Source organism: Dactylosporangium sp. CA-152071, assembly GCF_050936335.1.
Classification (GTDB): Bacteria; Actinomycetota; Actinomycetes; order Mycobacteriales; family Micromonosporaceae; genus Dactylosporangium; species Dactylosporangium maewongense.
This window is the reverse complement of sequence record NZ_JBNJMZ010000001.1, coordinates 7,701,195-7,721,511: the sequence shown is the minus strand read 5'-3', so window position 1 is coordinate 7,721,511 and position 20,317 is coordinate 7,701,195. Positions and strand designations below refer to the sequence as shown.

The 20,317-nt window shown below is 73.5% G+C and carries 17 protein-coding genes; 9 read left to right on the top strand and 8 right to left on the bottom strand.

The annotated features are described in order from the left end of the window. Positions 1–9: 9 nt before the first annotated feature. Positions 10–1,275: a glycosyltransferase gene (locus ACQEVZ_RS34830; protein ID WP_433374399.1), complete on the bottom strand. Its 1,266-nt coding sequence runs from the start codon at positions 1,273–1,275 to the stop codon at positions 10–12. Between the two features lie 245 nt (positions 1,276–1,520). On the opposite strand from ACQEVZ_RS34830, the gene ACQEVZ_RS34825 reads away from it, so the two are divergent. Then, a complete protein-coding gene (locus ACQEVZ_RS34825; RefSeq protein ID WP_433374396.1) occupies positions 1,521–4,031 on the top strand; it encodes a SpoIIE family protein phosphatase in 2,511 nt (836 codons plus the stop codon). A gap of 1,115 nt (positions 4,032–5,146) precedes the next feature. On the opposite strand, the gene ACQEVZ_RS34820 is transcribed toward ACQEVZ_RS34825, so the two are convergent. Further along, positions 5,147–5,755: a hypothetical protein gene (locus ACQEVZ_RS34820; RefSeq protein WP_433374394.1), complete on the bottom strand. Its 609-nt coding sequence runs from the start codon at positions 5,753–5,755 to the stop codon at positions 5,147–5,149. Positions 5,756–5,783: 28 nt separating this feature from the next. Between ACQEVZ_RS34820 and ACQEVZ_RS34815 the strand changes: the two genes are divergently transcribed. Beyond that, complete coding sequence (locus tag ACQEVZ_RS34815; RefSeq protein ID WP_433374391.1) at positions 5,784–6,071, top strand: hypothetical protein; 288 nt, start codon at positions 5,784–5,786, stop codon at positions 6,069–6,071. A gap of 265 nt (positions 6,072–6,336) precedes the next feature. Here ACQEVZ_RS34815 and ACQEVZ_RS34810 read toward each other — a convergent pair whose 3' ends face one another. Both ACQEVZ_RS34810 and ACQEVZ_RS34805 read right to left on the bottom strand, forming a co-directional pair. Beyond that, positions 6,337–6,744 (bottom strand): hypothetical protein, encoded by a 408-nt coding sequence (locus ACQEVZ_RS34810; RefSeq protein WP_344506123.1) that lies wholly within the window; start codon positions 6,742–6,744, stop codon positions 6,337–6,339. Positions 6,745–6,902: 158 nt separating this feature from the next. Then, on the bottom strand, positions 6,903–7,544 hold the full coding sequence (locus ACQEVZ_RS34805; RefSeq protein WP_433374388.1) for a hypothetical protein: 642 nt from the start codon (positions 7,542–7,544) through the stop codon (positions 6,903–6,905). Positions 7,545–7,604: 60 nt separating this feature from the next. On the opposite strand from ACQEVZ_RS34805, the gene ACQEVZ_RS34800 reads away from it, so the two are divergent. From ACQEVZ_RS34800 to ACQEVZ_RS34790, 3 genes are all read left to right on the top strand, one after another. Continuing rightward, positions 7,605–8,393: a phosphatase gene (locus ACQEVZ_RS34800; protein ID WP_344506121.1), complete on the top strand. Its 789-nt coding sequence runs from the start codon at positions 7,605–7,607 to the stop codon at positions 8,391–8,393. 115 nt (positions 8,394–8,508) lie between these two features. Then, on the top strand, positions 8,509–9,543 hold the full coding sequence (locus ACQEVZ_RS34795; RefSeq protein WP_344506120.1) for a S1 family peptidase: 1,035 nt from the start codon (positions 8,509–8,511) through the stop codon (positions 9,541–9,543). Positions 9,544–9,601: 58 nt separating this feature from the next. Continuing rightward, positions 9,602–12,703, top strand: coding sequence for a BTAD domain-containing putative transcriptional regulator (locus ACQEVZ_RS34790; RefSeq protein ID WP_433374384.1), 3,102 nt, complete (start codon positions 9,602–9,604; stop codon positions 12,701–12,703). Here ACQEVZ_RS34790 and ACQEVZ_RS34785 read toward each other — a convergent pair. Continuing rightward, positions 12,685–13,476 carry an ABC transporter permease gene (locus tag ACQEVZ_RS34785; protein WP_344506118.1) on the bottom strand — a complete coding sequence of 264 codons (792 nt, stop codon included), beginning with the start codon at positions 13,474–13,476 and terminating at the stop codon, positions 12,685–12,687. The genes ACQEVZ_RS34790 and ACQEVZ_RS34785 overlap by 19 nt on opposite strands. Next, positions 13,473–14,426 carry an ATP-binding cassette domain-containing protein gene (locus tag ACQEVZ_RS34780; RefSeq protein WP_344506117.1) on the bottom strand — a complete coding sequence of 318 codons (954 nt, stop codon included), beginning with the start codon at positions 14,424–14,426 and terminating at the stop codon, positions 13,473–13,475. Before ACQEVZ_RS34780 ends, ACQEVZ_RS34785 begins: the two co-directional genes overlap by 4 nt. 144 nt (positions 14,427–14,570) lie before the next feature. Here ACQEVZ_RS34780 and ACQEVZ_RS34775 point away from each other — a divergent pair, with 144 nt between their 5' ends. Genes ACQEVZ_RS34775 through ACQEVZ_RS34765 form a run of 3 tightly spaced genes read left to right on the top strand, consistent with a single transcriptional unit; the run spans position 14,571 to position 15,692 of the window. After that, entirely contained in the window at positions 14,571–15,026 is a 456-nt protein-coding gene (locus tag ACQEVZ_RS34775; RefSeq protein WP_344506116.1) for a cysteine dioxygenase, read from the top strand. Then, entirely contained in the window at positions 15,023–15,409 is a 387-nt protein-coding gene (locus ACQEVZ_RS34770) for a rhodanese-like domain-containing protein (protein ID WP_344506115.1), read from the top strand. The genes ACQEVZ_RS34775 and ACQEVZ_RS34770 overlap by 4 nt, the downstream gene beginning before the upstream one ends. A gap of 4 nt (positions 15,410–15,413) precedes the next feature. Beyond that, complete coding sequence (locus ACQEVZ_RS34765; protein WP_344506114.1) at positions 15,414–15,692, top strand: Smr/MutS family protein; 279 nt, start codon at positions 15,414–15,416, stop codon at positions 15,690–15,692. On the opposite strand, the gene ACQEVZ_RS34760 is transcribed toward ACQEVZ_RS34765, so the two are convergent. Both ACQEVZ_RS34760 and ACQEVZ_RS34755 read right to left on the bottom strand, forming a co-directional pair. Further along, positions 15,689–16,285 (bottom strand): AMIN-like domain-containing (lipo)protein, encoded by a 597-nt coding sequence (locus tag ACQEVZ_RS34760; protein ID WP_433374378.1) that lies wholly within the window; start codon positions 16,283–16,285, stop codon positions 15,689–15,691. The genes ACQEVZ_RS34765 and ACQEVZ_RS34760 overlap by 4 nt on opposite strands. A gap of 82 nt (positions 16,286–16,367) precedes the next feature. Continuing rightward, complete coding sequence (locus ACQEVZ_RS34755; protein ID WP_344506112.1) at positions 16,368–16,748, bottom strand: DUF6401 family natural product biosynthesis protein; 381 nt, start codon at positions 16,746–16,748, stop codon at positions 16,368–16,370. 152 nt (positions 16,749–16,900) lie between these two features. On the opposite strand from ACQEVZ_RS34755, the gene ACQEVZ_RS34750 reads away from it, so the two are divergent. Then, entirely contained in the window at positions 16,901–19,225 is a 2,325-nt protein-coding gene (locus ACQEVZ_RS34750; protein WP_433374374.1) for a M28 family peptidase, read from the top strand. The last annotated feature ends 1,092 nt before the right edge of the window (positions 19,226–20,317 follow it).

Sequence of the window (20,317 nt, the reverse complement as noted above, 5' to 3'; positions counted from 1 at the left end):
ATGACAAGGCTACGAAGAGACGTCGGTGAGGGCCTCGTCGTCGGCGTCGGCGTCCGCGTCGCTGTCGGCGTCGCCGGTCCCGCTCTGCCCGGTCACCGCCCGGTAGATCCGCTCGACGTCGGTCGCGGTGCGTTCCCAGGTGTACCGGGAGCGAACCCGGTCGATCGCGGCGCTGGCGTAGCTCATCCGGCGCACCTCGTCGCCGAGGAGCCCGCGCAGCGCGGACGCCATCGCCGGCACGTCCCGCGCCGGCACCAGCAGCCCGGTGACGTTGTCGATGACGCTCTCGCCGATGCCGCCGACCTCGTACGCGACGACCGGCACACCGCAGGACATCGCCTCCAGGGGCGTGAGGCCGAACGGCTCGTACCACGGCGCGCAGGCGAGCACGTCGGCGGAGCGGTACCAGCTGGGCAGGTCCTGTTGAGCGACGGCACCGATGAGCCTGACCCGGTCGCCGACCCCGGACCGGTCGGCGAGCTCCATCAGGCGGCGGGCCTCAGGGTCGCGGTGGATCCGGTCCGGTGCGGGCCCGCCGACGACGACGAGCTCCGCGCCGGGGACCCGGCGCAGCGCCTCGACCAGGTCCGCGAAGCCCTTGCGCGGCACGAGCGGCCCGACGCTGAGGATGCGGCGCATGCCGGGGCGCAGGTGGTCGGCGCGGGGACCGTTCGGCGCGAACACCTCCCCGTCGACGCCGGACGGCACGACCACGGTGTCGGACCGGCGGATGCCCATCCGGCCGAGCTCGACGACCTCGTCCTCGCACTGCGCGACGACCCGGTCGACCATCGTGCCGAGGGTCCGCTCCAGGCCGATCCGCGCCTCGGGGCTGGCGTCTCGGTCCTTCAGCATGCGCCGCTTGACCGTGCCGAGCCCGTGGTACGTCTGCACGACCGGGATCCGGTGCTCCGCCGTCGCGGTCAGGGCGGCCAGGCCGCTGAGCCAGAAGTGGGCGTGGATCACGTCGGGACGGGTCGCGTCGCCGCGCCAGTGGGCGGCGAGCCATCGCCCGAAGTCGCCGACGTGCGGCAGCAGCGCGTCCGCCGGCAGCTCCTCGACGGGGCCGGCCGGCACGTGCTCCACGGTGAACCCGGCGCCCGTCATGACGACGTCGTCGGGGGCGGCGGCGTCCCGGCGGGTGTAGACCCGCACGTCGTGCCCGCGGCGCCCGAGGGCCTCGGCGAGGGCGGTGACGTGGGTGTGCTGGCCGCCCGTGCCCGAGGTACCGAGCGCCAGGGGGCTCGCGTGCACGGACACGATCGCGATCCTCAAGCCGCACCCGCCCGCGGCGAAGACGCCTGTTGCACTGCGCGCACCTCCACGTGGCCGACCGTGCTGACCTGCCAACGCCCCTACCCTGGCCGGTTGGTGGTAAACATCAACGGTCGAGTCGCAACCGGCTCGGGTGACTTCTAGGGTCGGCTGCACGTTCAACTGCACAGGACCGGGATGTGGAGGGCATGGTGGCCAAGCCGTCGGGCACAGGTCGGCCGGGTGCGTCGACGCCGTCTGACGGCGTGGGCACCTCGACGCCTGAGGGCACCGCGCCGTCTCGGGCGGCCTCGGCGCCGGCCGGTGGTGCTGATGGTGGCAGTGCCGAGCCGGCGGAGGCCCTCGCCGCGCTCGTCGCCAAGCTGCGGGCCGAGCTCACCGGCGTCCGCACCGCCATGCGGAACCGGGCCGTCATCGAGCAGGCCAAGGGGGTGCTCGTCGAGCGGCTCGGCGTCAGCCCCGACCAGGGGTTCGACCAGCTGGTCCGGCTGTCGCAGCGCACCAACATCAAGCTGATCGAGGTCGCCGCCGCGATCGTCGGCACCACCTCGCCCGACCCGGACGCCCCCGATGTGGTGAATCTCATCGACGACGAGCTGCGCCAGCACGTCGCGCGCAGCCGTACCCGTACCGCGGCACCCTCCGGCGTCCCCGCACCGGCCGCGGAGAAGCCCCGCCGGCGGGCCAGCCGCTCCCCCGAGGTCGAGGCGCTGCAGTCCCAGCACCAGCTGCTCAGCGCCCGGATCGCGGCCGCCCGCGGCTACGACGAGATCGCCGAGGTCCTCGGCACCGCGCCGACCGCGTGGCCCGCCCCCACCTCGATCATGATCACGCTGCTCGACCCGGACGGCGCGCAACGCGGCGTCGGTGCGTTCGGCATCCCCGGCGAGGTCCGCAGCCGCTGGTCCCGGATCCCCCCGGACCCGGCGCTGCCGCTCGTCGTCGCCGTCCAGGACGTCGAGACGATCTGGCTCGTCGGCGGCGAGGAGGTCACCCGCCGGTTCCCGGTGATGGACCAGCTGCCGTTCAACGGCGACACCGTCCTCGCCTCGCCGCTCATCTCCGGCGAGCGGGTGCTCGGCGCCATCATCATGAGCTGGGCCGAGGGCCTCCCCGACGGCGACGAGCTGCGGCGGTACGTGGCGGCCCTGCTCGAACCCGTCGCGCGGCAGGTCGACGCGCTCATCGGCGACGAGATCGCCAGCGCCTGGTTCCACGTCGAGGGCGAGGAGAGCGCGCAGGCCGCCCCGGCGCAGGTGTGGCTGCCGACCGTCGTCGACGTCCTGCACAACCCCGCCGCGCTGCTGTCGCCGGTGACCGTCGACGGCCAGCTGGTGGACTTCCGCGTCGAGTACGCCAACGTCATGGCCAGGCAGGTCCTCGCCACCGCCCGGGTCGACCCCGACGAGGCGACGCTGCTCGCCGCCTACCCGACGCTCGGCAGCGCCACCCTGCTGCCGGAGTTCGCCCGCATGCTCCAGGACGGCCAGCCCCGCCGGCTGGAAGGCCTGCGGGCCGACCCGCGGGCGGACGGCGTGCCGACCACACAGTCGATCTCCATGCACGCCGTGCGCCTGTGGGACCGGGTGTTCGCGGTGTGGCGGATCGCGACCGAGGCCGACCTCCTGTACGACCAGCTCCTGCAGGCCGAGCGGATCGCCGGCGTCGGCTCGTTCTGCTGGGAGCTGCGCGACCCCGAGCCGCGCTGCTCACCGGAGCTGATCCGGCTCTTCCACGGCGGCCGCGACGCCGCCCGCGTCCCCGTCGACGAGCTCACCGCCAGCGTGCACGCCGACGACCTCCTGGCCGTCCAGGACGCCGTCCGCCGCACCGTCGTGGAGGGCAAGCACCTGCTCGCCGAGGTCCGCGGCGCCGGCCGGGTCAACGGCCGCCGCCTGCGCCTCACCGCCGAGCCGCTCTTCGACGACACCGGCAACGTCACCGCCGTGCGCGGCACCGTCCAGGACGTCACCGAGGAGCGCGCCATCGAGGCCCGCCTCCGCCGCGCCGAGGAGGCCCTGGCCGCGCAGCGGCACCGGGTCGCCGACGAGCGCCGCGCCGCCCAGGCCCTGCAGAAGGCGCTCCTGCCCACCGACCCCGAGCTCGGCCACATGGAAGGCGTCGAGATCTGCGGCCACTGCCGCTCCCCCGAACGCGTCGGCACCGTCGACGGCGACTGGTTCGACGCCACCTCCCTCCCCGACGGCGGCACGATCCTCGTCCTCGGCGACGTCGACGACCGCGGCCTGTCCTCCATGACGACGGCGGCGAGGCTCCGGTACGCGGTGCGCGCCTACGCGGCCCTGGACATGACCCCCGGCGACATCCTCAGCGCCGTCAACGGGATGCTCTGCGCGATGGAGGTCGAGCACACCGCCTGCCTCGTCGTGGCCCGCTACTCCCCCACGACCCGCGAGCTCCGCTGGGCCGCCGCGGGCCAGGTCGCCCCCATCCGCTACACCGCCACCGGCCAGGGCACCGTGCTGTCAGGCCCCCTCGGCCTCCCCCTGGGCGAGGTCACCGAGATGCGCTACTCCGACACGACCGTGACGCTCGAGCCGGGCGACCGCGTCCTGCTCTACACCGGCGGCCAGGCCCGCGTCGACCGCCGCCGCGGCGGCGGCCTGGACCTCGTCCGCCGCGCCGGCGAACACATCGACCTGTCCAACTTCGACGCCGTCGTCACCCACCTCGTCACCAGCCTCAACATCCCCGACGACGAAGACGTCTGCGCCATGCTCGTGCACGTCCCCTGACCCACCTGGGGCGCTTGTGCTCACATGATGATACCGCGCTGGACGGGGGTTTGGGCGGGCGGGAGAATGTGGGAGGCGGCTATCGGGGGAGGCAGCCTGTGCCACGACCATGTTTTTCGCTGGAAGCACCGGGCGCGGGGTCGTTGTGCCCGACCACCCGCGTCCCCACGCAGGCCGCACTGCTCGCCGCCCAGGCCGCCCGCCTCGCCACGCAGGCCTGTGAGTCCGCCCGCCGCCGCACGGACCGCCACCGCGCCAAGGCGGAATTCGCGGCGGCTCGCGCACACGGCCTGGCCGCCCGCCACACCACGAAGCTGACCCGCCTGCGCAACGCCCGCGAGCTGGCCGCCGCAACCCCCTCCCCAACCATCCCGCCGCCGACAAGCCGCCCAACCGCGCCGCCCCCAGCACCTCCCACCACCCCGGATCCGCCAGCCACCACTCCGACAAGCAGCCCCCCAGCCCAAATCCCCGCCGCCGCAACTGCCGCAGCCCATCCAGCACGCCCGAAGCCACCACCCACCGGACCGACACCACCGCCAACGAGTCGCCCGACGACGCCGCCCCCAGCACCTCCCACCAGCGCCAATCCGCCGACCACCACGCCCACACCGCCGACGAGCGGGCGCCCGGCCTCGAACCCCGCCACCACAACACCTCCAGCCCTTCCAGAACCCCGAAGCCACCACCCGCAGGGCCGGCACCATCGGCCGACAAGTCGCGCGGCTGCGCCGTCCGCTGCTGCACCACGCACAGCACAGCACCGCCCGGACCTCACCGGCCACCAGGTCGACACCGCCGGCGAGCAGCCGTCCGGGCGCGTCGCTCACCACAGCGGCACCCAGTCTCTCCGGGGTCACCGAAGCCACCGGTCACCATGCTCACGCCGCCGACGAGCGGGCGCCCGGCTCCGATCTCCACCAACTTCCCGGCTGTCCCGGGACTCCCAAAGCCGCCACTACCCAGCGCCGGGTCTCGGTCGTCCGGGAGTCGCGGCACCCATCCACACCCCGAGCCGCCGGCGGCCGCGGGCTCCGCCATGCGTGGCGCGGGCCGCTGCTTGCCTCCGTCCCAGGTCGCGGGGTGGCTCGTCCGTGTCGTGGTCTGGGGCGGGGTCAGGGGGTTCGGGAGTCCCAGGTCCAGGGGAGGTTGAGGTTGTCGAAGCGGCCCAGGGCGTCTCGGTGGCGGGCGGAGATGACGATGCGGTCGGGGCCGAGGTGGGCGAGGAGGTCGTCGTCGCCGTAGTAGCGGGTGTCCAGGGACGGCCAGTGCCACAGCGGGTCGTCCAGTTCGCGGAGGCGGAGCTGGACCTGGCGGAGGCCGTCGGGGTCCGGGGACAGGCAGACGAGGCCGTGCAGCGGGGTGTACGTGGCCTCGTAGACAGCGGCGTACACGAGAAACCTCGACAACGGCAGGCCGGTCGCGATCGTGTCGCTCTCCACGACGAGCGGGTCGGTGGGGCCGGGGGCGTACGAGTACCAGTCGTCGGTGCCGGACCAGAAGCGGACCAGGCCGGCGGACTCCGTGAGGTCGGCGGGGGCGAGCATCACGTGGTCGCGGCTCAACGGCAGGGAGTAGCGGGACGCGACGCGGTGCCAGTCGGCGAGCGCGGCGGGCAGGCCGGGCGGCAGGTCGAGGTCGCGGCGGGGGCGGTCGGGCAGGCCGTACCAGCGGGAGACGAAGCGGCCGAGGCTGTCGTCGGCGATCACGTCGAGCTCGTACACGCCCCAAATCATGCCCTGTGACCCACCGTTGCCCGTTCGCGACCAAAGCGGCGGCGGCGACCTGGGCAAGACCACCGAGGCGATGAAGACCGGCGCGATCGACGCCTTCTTCTTCTCCGGCGGCCTGCCCACCGGCGGCGTCACCGACCTGTCCACCACCAGCGCCGACAAGGTCCAGCTGTGCGGCCTTCCTCCGGAGCGGGATGCACGATGCCGGCGCGGACGCCCGCGGTGCGCGGCCGAGTGGGTGGGAACGCCCTCGACGGGCGCTGGTCCATGCGAGAGCGGCGCAGCGGACGGCGCGGTCAGGGAATGAGGGTTGTGGCGGGGCGTCAACAGGCGGCCGCGTCAACAGGCGGCCGCGTCAACAGGCGGCCGCGTCAACAGGCGGCCGCGTCAACAGGCGGCCGCGTCAACAGGCGGCCGCGTCAACAGGCGGCCGCGTCAACAGGCAGCAGCGTCAACGGGCAGCAGCTCGCCGACCTGCCGGCGGCGGGCCGCCGCGTCAACAGCGGCGGCGTCAACAGCGTCAACGGGCAGCAGCGTCAACGGGCTGCGGCGGGCGGGGGCGGGCGGGGGCGTCAACGGGCGGCGGCGCGGTGATGGGCGATGATCGTGGACAGGGCGGTCTGGATCTCGCGGGCGGCCAGCTCGGCGCGGCGGAGGGACGCCAGGTCCTCGGCGTCCGCGGGGTAGAACGTCAGGCGGCCGTCCTCGTGCAGGGTCATCGGCACGTCGAGCCGGTCCAGGATCGCGGTGAGCAGCTCCTGGCCGTGGCGCAGCGTCGCGGCGGATCGGCGCAGGGCATCGGCGGTCGCGGCGGCAGCGGTCGGTGCGGCGCCGGTCGCGTCGGCGGTCGCGCGGCGGGAGTCATGCAGCCGCAGCGCCGCCTCGCGCATCGCCCGCCAGTCGCCGCGGACCCGCCACACGTCGTCGACCGTGACCGCAGCGGCCGTCGCGCCGCCGGCCGGAAGAGCCGTGACCGTCACCGCCGCACCTCCAACCGGAAGAGCCACCACAACCACCGCCGACCGGAAGCCACCAGCTGGAGACCGCCGGACGCCGGGCAGCGCCGTCATGGCACCAACCGTAAGAGCCGCCCGGCACCCACCGGAAGCAAGATCTTCTTCCTGTGGATAAACCCCGGCTACTCGGCCCGGTCCTGCATCTCCCACAGGTGGTCCAGGACGTGCCAGGCGTAGCGGCGGGTGGCGTAGCGGCTGGTCCAGCCGTTGTCGGTGAGCGCCGAGCCGTCGCTGGGGCAGCCCAGGACGGTGAGGATGTCCTCACGGAGCGCGGCGATCGCCTCCGTGTCGGTGATCGCCGGCTGCGGATGCTTGATGCCGATCTTGCGACCGTACCCGGCCTCGGCGCCGACGACGTGGTCGATCATCTTGTCGCGGTCCCGGCCGCCGCCGCGCGGGCCCTTGCGCAGCGAGGCGGGGGCGGTCGCGGAGAACGCCCCGAACGCCGCCCACGCGGCGGTGAGCAGCTTCTTCTGCCGGGTCGCGACGGCCCGGGAGACCGCGCGGCCGTCGGCGTCGGGGTGGGCGTCGGGGACGCCGAACTGGGTGGCGGAGGTCCCCGGGCACCGTTCGACGACCTTGAACGTCGGCGAGGCGGGGAACGAGTAGCCGGCCGCCGTGGCGATCGGCTCGTACCGCGCGCCGTACGCCGCGAGGGCCTCCAGCGCGTCGTCCTCGGTCTTCGCGAAGCGGCCCCAGCCCGGCCAGTCCAGGCAAGCCGCGAACACCTTCTTGTCGGTCACCTCGAGATACACGTCGGCCATGACTGTGACCTTAAGCCGCATTCCTCGGCGCCGCAGGGGTGCTTGCATACCATGGGTCACATGCCTGAGCTCGTGAGTTATCTTCGTGACGCACTTCTTGCCGGCGATGTCGAGACCACCCGGGCATCCAACCACGGCAACGCCGCGGCGTTCGCCGACGGACATGAGGGCTACCTGTTCGGCCTGCCGCCGCTGAAGACCTGGACGCTCGCCGAGGTGCTCGGCGTGATGGCCGAGCGGGTCGGCATCGACCCGGACCCGGAGCGGTCGACGGGCACGGACGTGATCGACCCGTACAAGACGGTGGCCGCGCTGGACAGGATGCGTGACCGGTTGCGGGAGGCGGCGCACCGCAAGGAACGCGTCCTGGTGGCGTCCGGCCACCCGGCCGGGATCGTCGAGGTGCACCTGGCGGTCGTGGTGGCGCTGCGCGCCGCGGGGTGCGAGATCCTGACCCCGGCGGCGGGCGCCCCGTTCGCGAGGCCGGGCCGGTATGACGGCCGCGAGTTCCCCCTCGCCGTGCGGTACATCGGCGGCGTGGCCATGGGCGCGGAGCGGGGCATCGCGATGTGGCACACGCACTCCCCGGACGGGATGCGGGAGATGCTGGGCGAGCTGGAGCGCACCGGACAACCCATGCCGGACCTGGTGTTCGCCGACCACGGGTTCGCCGGCGCGGCCGCCGCGGCGGGGCTCGACGTGGTGTCGTTCGCCGACAGCAACGACCCGGCGCTGTTCGTGGGCGAGGCCGAGGGGCGGGTCTCGGTGACGGTGCCCATCGACGACAACGTCCAGCCGCACCTATATGGGCCAATCAGCGCATACCTGCTAGAAGGGATAGCCGCTTAGTGATATGACACGGGTGCTATGGGGCAATTTGGACGAGATTCTTGTGCGCCTCCCCTGCCGATGACAGCATCGGTCGCGGCCGATATTTATCGGTACCGATACAGGGGAGGCTCACGTGAGACTCACAAGGTCCAGACTCCGTAGCGCCGCGGTCATCGCCGCGGGCACCGCCCTCGTCGCAGGCTCGGTCCTCATGCCGTCGCCGGCCCAGGCCGCGCCGCTCGGCAGCACCGACGCGCTCGTCTCGCAGCTCGGGCTCGCCACCGCCGGCTCGTACTGGGACGCCCAGCTCGGCAAGATGGTCGTCACCGTCACCGACGCCAACACCGCCAAGAGCGTCGAGGCGACCGGCGCCGTCGCCCGCAAGGTGAAGCACAGCGGCGTCGAACTGGCCCGCATCACCTCGACGCTCGACGCGAAGGTCTCCATCCCGGGCACCGCCTGGGCCGTCGACCCGGTCGCCAACCAGGTGGTCGTCTCCATCGACCCGACGGTGTCGCCCGAGCATGTCAAGACGATCGAGGCGACCGTCGCGTCGCTCGGCAGCGGCGCGAAGATCGAGCGGCTCCCCGGTGAGCTGCGGCCGACCATCTCCGGCGGCCAGGCGATCTACGCCGGCGGCTCCCGGTGCTCGCTCGGCTTCAACGTGGTCAGCGGCAGCACGTACTACTTCCTGACCGCGGGCCACTGCACCAACATCGGCGCGACCTGGACGACCAGCAGCGGCTCCGTCCTGGGCACCCGGACCGGCACCAGCTTCCCCGGCAACGACTACGGCATCGTCCGGTACGCCGCGGGTGTCGCCCACCCCGGCAACGTGTCGCTGTACAACGGCTCGTTCCAGGACATCACGGCCGCGGGCAACGCGACCGTCGGCCAGTCGGTGCGCCGCAGCGGCTCCACCACCGGCGTGCGCAGCGGGTCCGTGACGCAGCTCAACGCGACCGTCACGTACTCGCAGGGCCAGGTCAGCGGCCTGATCCGCACCACGGTCTGCGCCGAGCCCGGTGACAGCGGCGGCTCGCTGTTCGCGGGTTCGATCGCACTGGGTCTCACGTCCGGCGGCAGCGGCAACTGCAGCAGCGGCGGCGTCACGTACTTCCAGCCGGTCACCGAACCGCTGAGCGTGTACGGCGTCAGCGTGTACTAAAGCACCCCGGGAAAAGCCCTGTGCCGCCCTCCACCCGGAGGGTGGCACAGTGGTGCGCATGCGGGTGGGCATGCGGGTCGGCATTCTGGGGCCGTTGACGGTCGACGTCGGCGGGCAGCCGGTCGACGTCGGCGGCGCCAGGCTCCGGACGCTGCTGATCCGGCTCGCCTGCGAGCCCGGCCGGCTCGTGTCCGTGGAGCAGATCGCGGTCGCGCTGTGGCCCGACGCCACCCCCACCGACCCCGCGAACGCCGTGCAGTCCCTCGTGTCGCGGCTGCGCAAGACCCTCGGCGGCGACCCGGCGCTGGTGTCCGGCACCGGCGGGTACAAGCTGGACCTCGCCCCCGACGACGTCGACGCCTACCGGTTCGAGCGGCTCGCCGCGGCCGGCAAGGCACAGCTGCGCGACGGCGACCCGGCCCGCGCCGCGACGCTGCTCGCCGAGGCCCTCGACCTGTGGCGGGGGCCGCCGGCCGTCGACGACGCGCTCGCCGCCCGCTGGGAGGAGCTGCGGCTCGCCGCGACCGAGGACCACGTCGAGGCCGCCGGCCCGCGCGCACCCGGGCTGGTGGCGCGGCTGCGGGAGCTCACCGCCGCCCACCCGCTGCGGGAGCGGCTCGCCGCCCACCTGGTCGAGGCGCTGCACGCCGAGGGCCGCCGCGCGGAGGCCCTCGCCGCGTTCGAGGAGTGCCGGCACCACCTCGCCGAGGAGCTCGGCGTCGACCCGTCGCCGCGGCTGCGCCGGGCGCACCTGCGGGCCCTCACCGACCGCCCCGCCGGCAACCTGCGCACCCCGTTGACCAGCTTCGTCGGCCGCGACGACGACGTCGACCGGCTCGGCACGCAGGTCCTCGACCGCCGGCTCGTCACGCTGGTCGGGCCCGGCGGCGCCGGCAAGACCCGGCTGGCGACGACGGTCGCCGCCCAGGACCCGCACGCCGCGTGGCTGGTCGAGCTCGCGCCCGTCGCCGAGGCCGCTGACGTGCCCGCCGCGGTCCTGCGCGCCCTGGACACCGGCGGGCAGCTCGAGCCGCCGCAGGTCGCCCGCCGCCTCGACGTCCCCGGCCGGATCGCGGAGCTGCTCGCGCCGACCGACGCGCTGCTCGTCCTCGACAACTGCGAGCACGTCGTGGCGGCCGCCGCGGCACTCACCGAGGACCTGCTCGGCCGCTGCCCGAAGCTGCGCGTCCTGGCGACCAGCCGCGAGCCGCTCGGCATCCTCGGCGAGTCGCTGTTCCCCGTCGGGCCCCTCGCGGCGGACGCGGCGGTGCGGCTGCTGCGGGACCGTGCCGAGGCGGTGCGGCCCGGGTTCGAGGTGACACCGGCCGCGGCGGAGATCTGCCGCCGGCTCGACGGGCTGCCCCTCGCGATCGAGCTCGCCGCCGCCAGGCTGCGGTCGTTCACCGCGGAGCAGCTCGCCGCCCGCCTCGACGACCGGTTCCGGCTGCTGACCGGCGGCAGCCGCACCGCGCTGCCGCGGCACCGGACCCTGCACGCGGTCGTGGCCTGGAGCTGGGACCTCCTGGAGGAGCCGGAGCGCGAGTTCAGCGCCGCCATCGCGGTGTTCCCCGGCACGTTCGACGCCGAAGCGGCAGCGGCGGCGGCAGGTGTACCGGATGCCGAGCCGCTCCTGGACGCCCTGGTCGACCGTTCGCTGCTCCAGGTCCTCAACGACGGCACGGCGGGCGACACCGTCCGGTACCGGATGCTGGAGACGATCCGGGAGTTCGCGCTCGACGAGCTGGCCCGGGACGGCCGGGCCGGACAGGTCAGGTCGGCGCACGCCGCGCACTTCCTCGCGCTCGCCGAGCGGGCCGAGCCGCACCTGAGGACCGCGGCGCAGGTCGACTGGCTGGCCCGGCTCCGCCCGGAGCGGGCGAACCTGCACGCGGCCGTCACCCACGTCTGCGACAGCGGCGACGCCGTCACCGCGTTCCGGCTCGGGGCGGCGTGCGCCTGGTTCTGGACGTTCGAGGACAACCACGCGGAGGCCGCGGCCCTGCTCGGCCGGATCCTCGCCGTCCCGGACCAGGACCCGGCCGAGGTCCCGCTGGACGCGCGCACCGTCGTCTTCGCCGTGTACGTCATCAACAGCGGCTTCGCCGGGGACTTCCAGTACGCCGAAGGACTCCTTGACGACCTCATCGCGCTGGCCGCGCGGGTGCCGCCGGGCACCGGCCACCCGTTCGTGTCCCTCGTCGAGCCGGTCGTGATGATGTTCCGCGACGACGCCGAGCTCGGCGAGGCCGCGATCCAGCGCCGCCTCGCCGCGCCGGTCGAGCCGTGGTCGCGGGGCATGCTGCTGTCGATCCTCGGCCACCTGCGGGAGAACGACGGCGACATCGCCGGCATGCTCACCGCGCAGGAGGCGGCGGCGGTCGCGTTCCGGGAGGTCGGCGAGCGGTGGGGGCTGTCGATGACGCTCGCGTCGATCGCCGACGCGCGGGCCCGCCGCGGCGACCACCCGACCGCCGCGGCGCTGTTCGCCGAGTCGATCGAGCTGCATCACCAGCTCGGCGTGCACACCAGCGAGGCGTACCAGCGGATCCGGCTCGCCGCGCTGCGCCGCCACATCGACGGCCCCGCCGCGGCCCGCGCCGAGCTGCTCCGCTTCACCGAGGACCCGACGGTGCTGCCCCGCGACGCGTCCCACGCGCTGCTGGAGCTCGGCCACCTGGCCCGCCACGACGGGGACCTCGACGAGGCGGAGCGCTGTTACACGACCGCGTGGCGCAAGCAGGAGCACTCGCCGCTGGTCGCACCGCAGTACCAGGCGATCCTGCTGATCGGCCGGGCGCGGCTCGACCTGGCGCGCGGGGACCTGCCGGCGGCCCGGGAACGGCTGTCGGAGGCCCTTTCGCTGGCCGTACCGGCGAGAGACATGCCTGTCGTGGCACAGGTCGCGATCGGGTGCTCGGCGCTCGCCGCCGCCGCGGGGCTGCCGGTGACCGCCGCCGAGCTGCTCGGGGTGGCCCGCGCGATCGGCGGCGGCGACGACCTGTCCAACGCGGACCTGCCGCTGCAGGCGGCGGCGCTGCGCGAGGCCCTCGGCGACGCCGCGTTCGACGACGCCGTGCGCCGCGGCGCGGAGATGGACCGCGCCGCGGCGATGTCGCTGATCTCGGACCCCGCGCCGGCGGTTCAGGCCTTGCGGCGGTAGGCGCGGACGGCGAGCGGCGCGAAGACCGCCAGGATGCCCACCGACCACAGCAGGGTCTTGACCACGGCGTCGAGCACCGGCCCGCCGACCATCAGCCCGCGGGCCGCCTGCATCGCGTCGGCGACCGGGTTGACCTTCACCCACGCCTGCAGCCAGCCGGGGAGCGTGTTCGTCGGCACGAGCACGTTGGTGCCGAAGGTCAGCGGGAACATGATCACGAAGCCGAGGCCCTGTACCGCGCCGGGCTCCCTGACCAGCATGCCGAGCAGCACGAACATCCAGCTGAAGCTGAACGCCATGAACATCACCAGCAGGCACCCGGCCAGGACGGCCAGGGCGTTGGTCCCGAAGCGGAAGCCCAGGGCGTACCCGAAGCCGAGCATCACCACGATCGACACCACGAACCGGATCATGTCGCCGAGCACGCCGCCGATGAGGGGCGCGGACCGCCCGATCGGCAGGCTGCGGAACCGGTCGAACACGCCGGTCTTGATGTCGGTGTTGAGGCTGACGCCGGTCGGCGCCGACGCGAAGAGCACGTTCTGCACCAGCAGCGCCGGCAGCAGGAACTGCAGGTAGTCGTGCCGGGAGCCGGCGATGGCGCCGCCCAGCAGGTACACGAACAGGACGATGAAGATGATCGGCTGGAGCGTCACGTCGAGCAGCTGCTCAGGGGTGCGCATCGTCTTGATGAGGCTGCGCCGCGCCATCACCAGGCTGTGCCTGACCAGGCCGAACGGCCGTCCCGGCACCGCGGCCGTGAGCGTCGTCATGCCGCCACCTCCTGCTTCCTGTCCGTGCCCCGGGTGAGCGTGAAGAAGACCTCGTCGAGGCTCGGCAGGTGCAGGGACAGCTCGATGACGTCGATGCCGGCCTCCTCCAGCCGGCGGACCACGGTGCCGAGCGCTTTGGCGTCGTCGACCGGCACCGACAGCACGCCGCGCCCCCGCGACTCGACCCGGCCCTTCGAGATCGCCCCGAGGACCGCCTCGACCGTGTCGAGGTGCGCCGGGTCGGCCGGGCGGACGCTGATCGTCTGGCCGCCGACGATGTGCTTGAGCTGCGCCGGCGTGCCGTGCGCGATGACCTTGCCGTGGTCGATCACGGAGATCTCGTCGGCGAGCGCGTCGGCCTCCTCCAGGTACTGCGTGGTCAGCAGCACCGTGGTGCCCTCCCGCACCTGCGCCCGGACCATGTTCCACACGTCCTCGCGCTTCGCCGGGTCGAGGCCGGTGGTCGGCTCGTCCAGGTAGACGATCGCCGGCCGGCCCACCAGGCTCGCGGCCAGGTCGAGCCGGCGCCGCATGCCGCCGGAGTACGTCTTGACCGGCCGGTCGGCGGCCTCGCTGAGGTCGAACTCGGCGAGCAGGTGGGCCGCGCGGCTCTTCGCGTCGCGCCGGCGCAGGTCCAGCAGCTGGCCGATGAGGACCAGGTTCTCGGTCCCGGTCAGGTCCTCGTCGACGGAGGCGAACTGCCCGGTCAGCCCGCTGATGCGGCGGACCTCGGCGGGGCGCTTGACGACGTCGTGCCCGCCGACGACCGCGGTGCCCGCGTCGGGGCGCAGCAGGGTGGCGAGGATGCGCACGGCGGTGGTCTTGCCGGCGCCGTTGGGTCCGAGGACCCCGAGCACGGTGCCCGGCTCGGCGGCGAGGTCCACGCCCGCGAGGGCGGTGGTGCTGCCGAAGCGCTTGACCAGGCCGGTGGCCTGGAAAGCGAAGGTCATGGTGGTGTTCCCCCTTTGGTGTGTCCTCCGCCAGGGTGCCTGACGCCGCTGTCATTTCGCGCACATCCGCCTGTCCCGTCGCGCACGGCGATCAGGTGTGGTACTAATTCCTACTAAGTAGATGCGAATACTGGAGAATCTGCGATGACTGTCGCTACCCGGACGGACCTGCTCTCCGTCGCACGCTGGCACGCTTCGGATCCTGCGGACTGGCCGATCGAGCCTCGTTACGATCCGCGCACGCGCTGGTACGGCAAGCTGTACGCCGCCGACGACCACGAGGTGTGGCTGCTCACCTGGCTGCCCGGGCAGGCCACCGACCTGCACGACCACGGCGGGTCGTCCGGCGCGTTCACCGTCGTGTCCGGCGAGGTCGTCGAGCAGACGGTGCAGGACGGGTCCCTGCTCAACACCACGATGTCCGCCGGGTCCGGGCGGCGCTTCGGCGCGCACCACGTGCACCGGGTCGTCAACGCCGGGGCACGGCCCGCGATCACCGTCCACGCGTACAGCCCGGCGCTCACGGTGATGACCCGCTACCGGTTGCACGAGGGGCGGCTTAGTGTGGAGGCCATCCAACAGGCGGGGGCGGACTGGTGAGCGGGCGTTCCATCGACGAGATCCTGGCGTCCGCCCGGTCGCGGCTGACCCGGGTGACGCCGGCCGAGGTGCCCGGGGACGCGGTCCTCGTCGACATCCGCCCAGCCGCGCAGCGGGCGCTCGAAGGGGAGATCCCCGGCGCGCTGATCGTCGAGCGCAACGTCCTGGAATGGCGCTTCGACCCCCGCAGCGACGCGCGGCTGCCCATCGCCGACCGGTTCGACCTGCCCGTCGTCGTCTTCTGCTCCGAGGGCTACACGTCCTCGCTGGCCGCGGCCTCGCTGCAGGACCTGGGCCTGCACCGGGCGACCGACCTCGCCGGCGGCTTCCAGGCGTGGAAGCGTGCTGGGCTGCCGGTGTCCGGCGGGCCGGTGTCAGACTAGGGGCGTGAAGCTCAAGCTGGACCTCCACGACATCTTCAACCGCCGCGGCGACATCGACCGCGCGTTGAAGGGGATCATCGACGAGGCGGTGGCCAAGCGGGCCACCCTCGTCGAGATCATCCCCGGGAAGGGGTCGGGGGCGCTGAAGAAGCGGGTCCTGCGCTTCCTCGACCAGCGCGAGATCAAGGCGCTGTACCACCGGGTGGAGAAGGACTCCGACAACTTCGGCCGGCTCTTCGTCCACTTCCGGTGGAACGAGTCCTCGGGTCGCGGCCGCCGCTAGACCCGTATGTCCAGTGCGACCACGTTCGTCCCGTCGGGGCGGGTGCTCTCCCCGTACCGGACCTGCGCGGCGCCCTCGACGCCGAGGCCGTAGCTGACGTAGCCCTCGTAGTCGCCGACCTGCTCGTAGCCCCGCAGGCGGCGGTAGCCGACGTCGCGCGGGCCGGTGCCGGCCTCGCTGCGCGCCGGGGTGAAGACGATGCTCAGCTTCGTGGTGCCGGGCAGGGTGACGGGGTCTCCGGAGCCGTCCCGCACCACCTGGCGCACGATCTGGAAGCTGTACGAGGGAAGCGGGCCCCTGAACGCGAACGTGATCCGCTCGTAGCCGTCGCCGGCGTGGTCACCGGTGCGCACCTCGACCAGGACCGGCACCGGGGGGACGGCCGGGTTGTGCGGGACGGTGACCTTCTGCGTCGGTTCCGTCCAGCTTCCGTCGGCCTTCTTGGTCGTGGAGGCGTTCGGCGTGGGATTCGAGCGCTCCGTTGCGCCGGCGGTCGCGGCATCTGTGGGTCTTTTGTTCGCTCCTGTACCGGTGGCCTCCGGGGTACAGGCGGCGAGCAGGACGATCAGTGCGAGGGACGGCAGGCGTGTCATGGCACATCGACGCGCGTGCGGGTGGTTCGGTTGTCCTCTGCTGGTGGTTCGGTTGTCCTCTGCTGGTGGTTCGGTTGTCCGCTCAGAACGCGTCCACCGCGTCCGCGAGGGAGCAGACCGCCACCAGGCGCAGGACGGTCCAGTCGGCGTCCTGCCAGTCGATGGTCTCCGGGGTCGGCAGCGGGCGGCCGTGCCTCTGGTGGACGGCGATGACGCTCCGGGCGTACCCGGCGAGGGAGATCGAGTCGACGGCCTTCCCGGCGGCGGTGATGCTCTGCCGGACCGCGGCGGCGTGCTGGTCGACCTTCGCCAGCAGGAACGGCTGCGCCAGGGCCGCCACCAGGCCGTCGACGCCGACCATCGCCATGACCTGGTCGAGGTGGAAGCGGGCGTCGAGCTCGGCGGTGGCGAGGTAGCTCGCGTCGAAGGCGGTCGGGGCGGCGGGGGTGAGTTCGTTGTTCATGGACGATGACGCTAGGCAGTCCGGAGGGCTTCCGGGCCCCCAACAACCATCCGGCACCCGTTCATGACCCACTGCACTCCGTTCGGGTCGTCGGACGCGGGTTTTTGTCGGTGGGGGCGTGCAGAATGTGCTCACCCCACAGGAGGCACACCTTGTCCGACCGAAGCTTCGCCGCACCGTCGCGGCGACCCCTCACGGCCGCGGCGGTCCTCGCGGTCCTGGCCGTGCTCGCCGTCCTCGGCATCGCCGACGTCCAGCCGCCGGCGCCCCGGTCCGCCTCCGCACCCGCCGGTGAGTTCTCCGCCGCCCGCGCGTTCACCCACGTCGAGCGGATCGGCCAGGAGGTGCACGTCACCGGCAGCCCCGCCGCCGACCGGGTCCGCGAGCACATCGTCGCGACCCTCACCGGCTATGGGCTGCGCCCCGAGGTCCAGGACACCGTGGGGGTCAATGCCGGCAAGTTCGGCGACGGCGGCATGGCCCGCGTGCGCAACGTCGTCGCGGTCCTGCCCGGCTCCGCCTCCACCGGCCAGGTCGTCCTCATGGCGCACTACGACTCCGTCCAGGTCAGCTTCGGCGCCAACGACGACGGCGCGGGCAGCAGCACCCTGCTCGAGGTCGCCCGGGCCCTGACGACCGGCGCCCCGCCGCGCAACGACGTCGTGTTCCTGTTCACCGACGCCGAGGAGGCCTGCCTGTGCGGCGCCGAGGCGTTCGTCAGCCGGCACCCCCTCGGCCAGAAGCCGTCCGTCGTGCTCAACTTCGAGGCCCGCGGCAGCAGCGGCCCCGCCGTCATGTTCCAGACCTCCGTGGGCAACGCCGACCTCATCGACGTCTATGCCCGCACCCCGCACCCGGTCGGCACCAGCCTCGCCGTCGAGGTCTACCGGCTGCTGTCCAACGACACCGACTTCACCCCGTTCCTGGCGCAGTCGCGGTTCACCGGCCTCAACACGGCCTACATCGACGGCTCCAGCGTCTACCACAGCCCGTTCGACCGGCCCTCGACGATGAACCGGGCCAGCCTCCAGCACCACGGCGACAACGCGCTCGCCCTCGCCCGCACCCTCGGCGCCGCGGACCTCCCGCCGCTGCTGCGCCCCGCCGCCGGCGACGCGGTGTATTTCCCGTTCGCGGGCCTGCTGGTGCGCTACCCGGCGGCGCTCACCTGGCCGATCGCCGTCCTCGCCCTGCTCGCCGTCGCCGCCCTGGTGTTCCTGGCCCGCCGCCGCGGCCTCACCTCGGTCCCCCGCAGCCTCGCCGGCCTCGGCCTCGCCCTCGTGCCGCTCATCGCGGTCGCGGTCGCCGCCCAGCTGCTGTGGACGCTGCTGGTCGCGCTACGCCCCGGCTATGGCGAGCTGCTCGACCCGGCCCGGCCCACCTGGTTCCGCTTCGGCGTCGTCGCGCTCACCGCCGCCGTCCTGCTCGGCTGGTATGCGCTGAGCCGCCGCCGGCTGGGCCCGGTCCCGCTGTTCACCGGCGCCCTCGGCCTGCTCGCCGTGCTCGGCCTGGTCTTCGCCGCGGCGATCCCCGGCGGCTCCTACCTGGTGGCGCTGCCCGCCCTGTTCGGCGCCCTCGCGGGGATCGCCGCGCTGTACGTGCCGCGCCCCTGGCTCGCCACCGCCGTCCTCACCGCCGGCGCGGGCGTCGCCGTGCTGATCCTCGCCCCGACCGTCGCCCTCTTCTTCCCCGCCCTGGGCCTCGCGACCGGCGCCGCCCCCGGGCTCTTCGCCGCACTGCTCGGCCTCGCCGCCCTGCCCGCCCTGGAGCCGCTCTTCCGCCCCGCCGGCGCCGACCGGCACCGCCTGCTCGGCGCCACCCCCGCGCTCGCGGCGCTCGTGGTCGCGCTCGTCTGCACCACGACCGGGATGGTCGCCGACCGTTTCGACGCGACGCACCCCGAGCCGACCCACCTCATGTACGCCCTGGACCGCGACACCGGCACCGCCCAGTGGGTCAGCCTGGAGCAGTCCCCGGGCGCCTGGACCTCGCGGTATGTCCGCGACCACCGCTCCCTCGACGAACTCTTCCCCGTCCTGCCCGCCGGCGAGCTGTCCACCGGCCCGGCGGAGGCCGCCCCGCTGCCCGCCCCCACCGCCACCGTCCTGTCCGACACGACCACCGGCGACCGCCGCACCGTCACTTTCCGCCTCGCCTCCCAGCGCCCCGTCCGCTTCGTCTCCTTCTACGCCGAGCCGGGCTCCCACCGCGTCCAGCAGGCCACGGTCGCCGGCCGCGACGCCGTCCCGTTCCTCCCCGACCAGAACCGCTTCGGCGTCGTCTTCCACGGCCCACCCACCGACGGCATCGAGGTCACCCTCGTCCTGCAGGGCTCAGGCCCTCTGAAGCTCCGCCTGGTCGACGGCAGCGACGGCCTCGACACCCTGCCCGGCTTCACCCCCCGCCCACCGACCGTCGGCATCTTCGGCAGCCACTCCAGCGAACTCACCGCCGTCGCCGCCACCACCACCATCTGACCCACCCCCGTGGCCGCCCTTCTTTTTCCGGGGGGCGGCCCACCTCCCACCAACCTCGCCAACCGCCACTCCATCGCCCACGCCCGTCGCCGCCCCGACGGTCTGCCCTCCACCGCCGGCGGGGCCGTCCTGTCCGACACGAACCCCCGCCCGGTCCCACAGGGGCCCGCTCCACTGAACCCGCCCTGCTCGATGGCAGGCCTCGACCCCGCCCGCCTTCACCCAGCCCGCCCACGCCCGGCACCACTCCGGCAAGGGCGGTAACGCCACCGCCAGGGAGGCCACCCGCTCTCCTCGGAGACCTGACGCACCACGCGATCGACACCAGCTACGCCCTCAACACCCTGCCCGGCGCCACCGCCACTTCCCCCAGCATCGTTCGGCGGCCACTCCACCACTCGCTCCGTCGCCACCACGACCTGACCTCCACCGCCACGAACCCCGCCCGCCCCTCACTACCTGGCAAACCCCGGCTCCCCTGACACCCCGCCGGCTCGATGGCAGCGACGAGGCCTCGACACCCCGCCCGGCTTCGCCCGGCCCGCCACGCCGGCACCTTCGACAGCCGCCCCGGCAACAGGCGTCCCTCGCCACCTGACTCACCGCCACTTCCTCCCACAGCCCCAACAACCACCCCTCCCCTAGGGCACCCGCAGCCCGCCGACATCGTCAACAGCCATTCCAGCAAGCCCGCAGCGGCCATCACCACGTCCGACCCTCCGGCCGCTCTCGCTCTTTTGTCCCCGGCAGCCCGCCCGCGCCCTCGGGAGGGCTATCTCCTCGGCCGGCGTCGTCGGCAGCCAGTCCGGGACGGAAGGTGACACCGCCACCACCGCGATCTGGCCCCGTCCGCCACGCAGCCACTCCCCGGTGCCACCTCGCGCATCGAGCCGCAGCCCGCCCCAAGGTCAGTGCTGCACCTCTCGACGGATCACCAACTTCGCTCGACCGCCGTCCTCCGGGAGGAGCCGTCCGCGCTCGCCCGCCATCTGTGCGGCAGAGGCGTACACCTGCCATGCAGCATCAACTCCGCAGTTGAGGCCGCATCTGGTCCGTGTTCCGCCCCGAGCTCCGCCAACGCCACGCTTCGGT

Excerpts from the sequence above, each read along its gene's own strand:
- ACQEVZ_RS34805 (WP_433374388.1), bottom strand. The coding sequence starts at position 7,544 with ATGGCCGACGTGTATCTCGAGGTGACCGACAAGAAGGTGTTCGCGGCT.
- ACQEVZ_RS34800 (WP_344506121.1), top strand. The coding sequence starts at position 7,605 with ATGCCTGAGCTCGTGAGTTATCTTCGTGACGCACTTCTTGCCGGCGAT.
- ACQEVZ_RS34790 (WP_433374384.1), top strand. The coding sequence starts at position 9,602 with ATGCGGGTGGGCATGCGGGTCGGCATTCTGGGGCCGTTGACGGTCGAC.
- ACQEVZ_RS34785 (WP_344506118.1), bottom strand. The coding sequence starts at position 13,476 with ATGACGACGCTCACGGCCGCGGTGCCGGGACGGCCGTTCGGCCTGGTC.
- ACQEVZ_RS34780 (WP_344506117.1), bottom strand. The coding sequence starts at position 14,426 with ATGACCTTCGCTTTCCAGGCCACCGGCCTGGTCAAGCGCTTCGGCAGC.
- ACQEVZ_RS34775 (WP_344506116.1), top strand. The coding sequence starts at position 14,571 with ATGACTGTCGCTACCCGGACGGACCTGCTCTCCGTCGCACGCTGGCAC.
- ACQEVZ_RS34760 (WP_433374378.1), bottom strand. The coding sequence starts at position 16,285 with ATGACACGCCTGCCGTCCCTCGCACTGATCGTCCTGCTCGCCGCCTGT.
- ACQEVZ_RS34755 (WP_344506112.1), bottom strand. The coding sequence starts at position 16,748 with ATGAACAACGAACTCACCCCCGCCGCCCCGACCGCCTTCGACGCGAGC.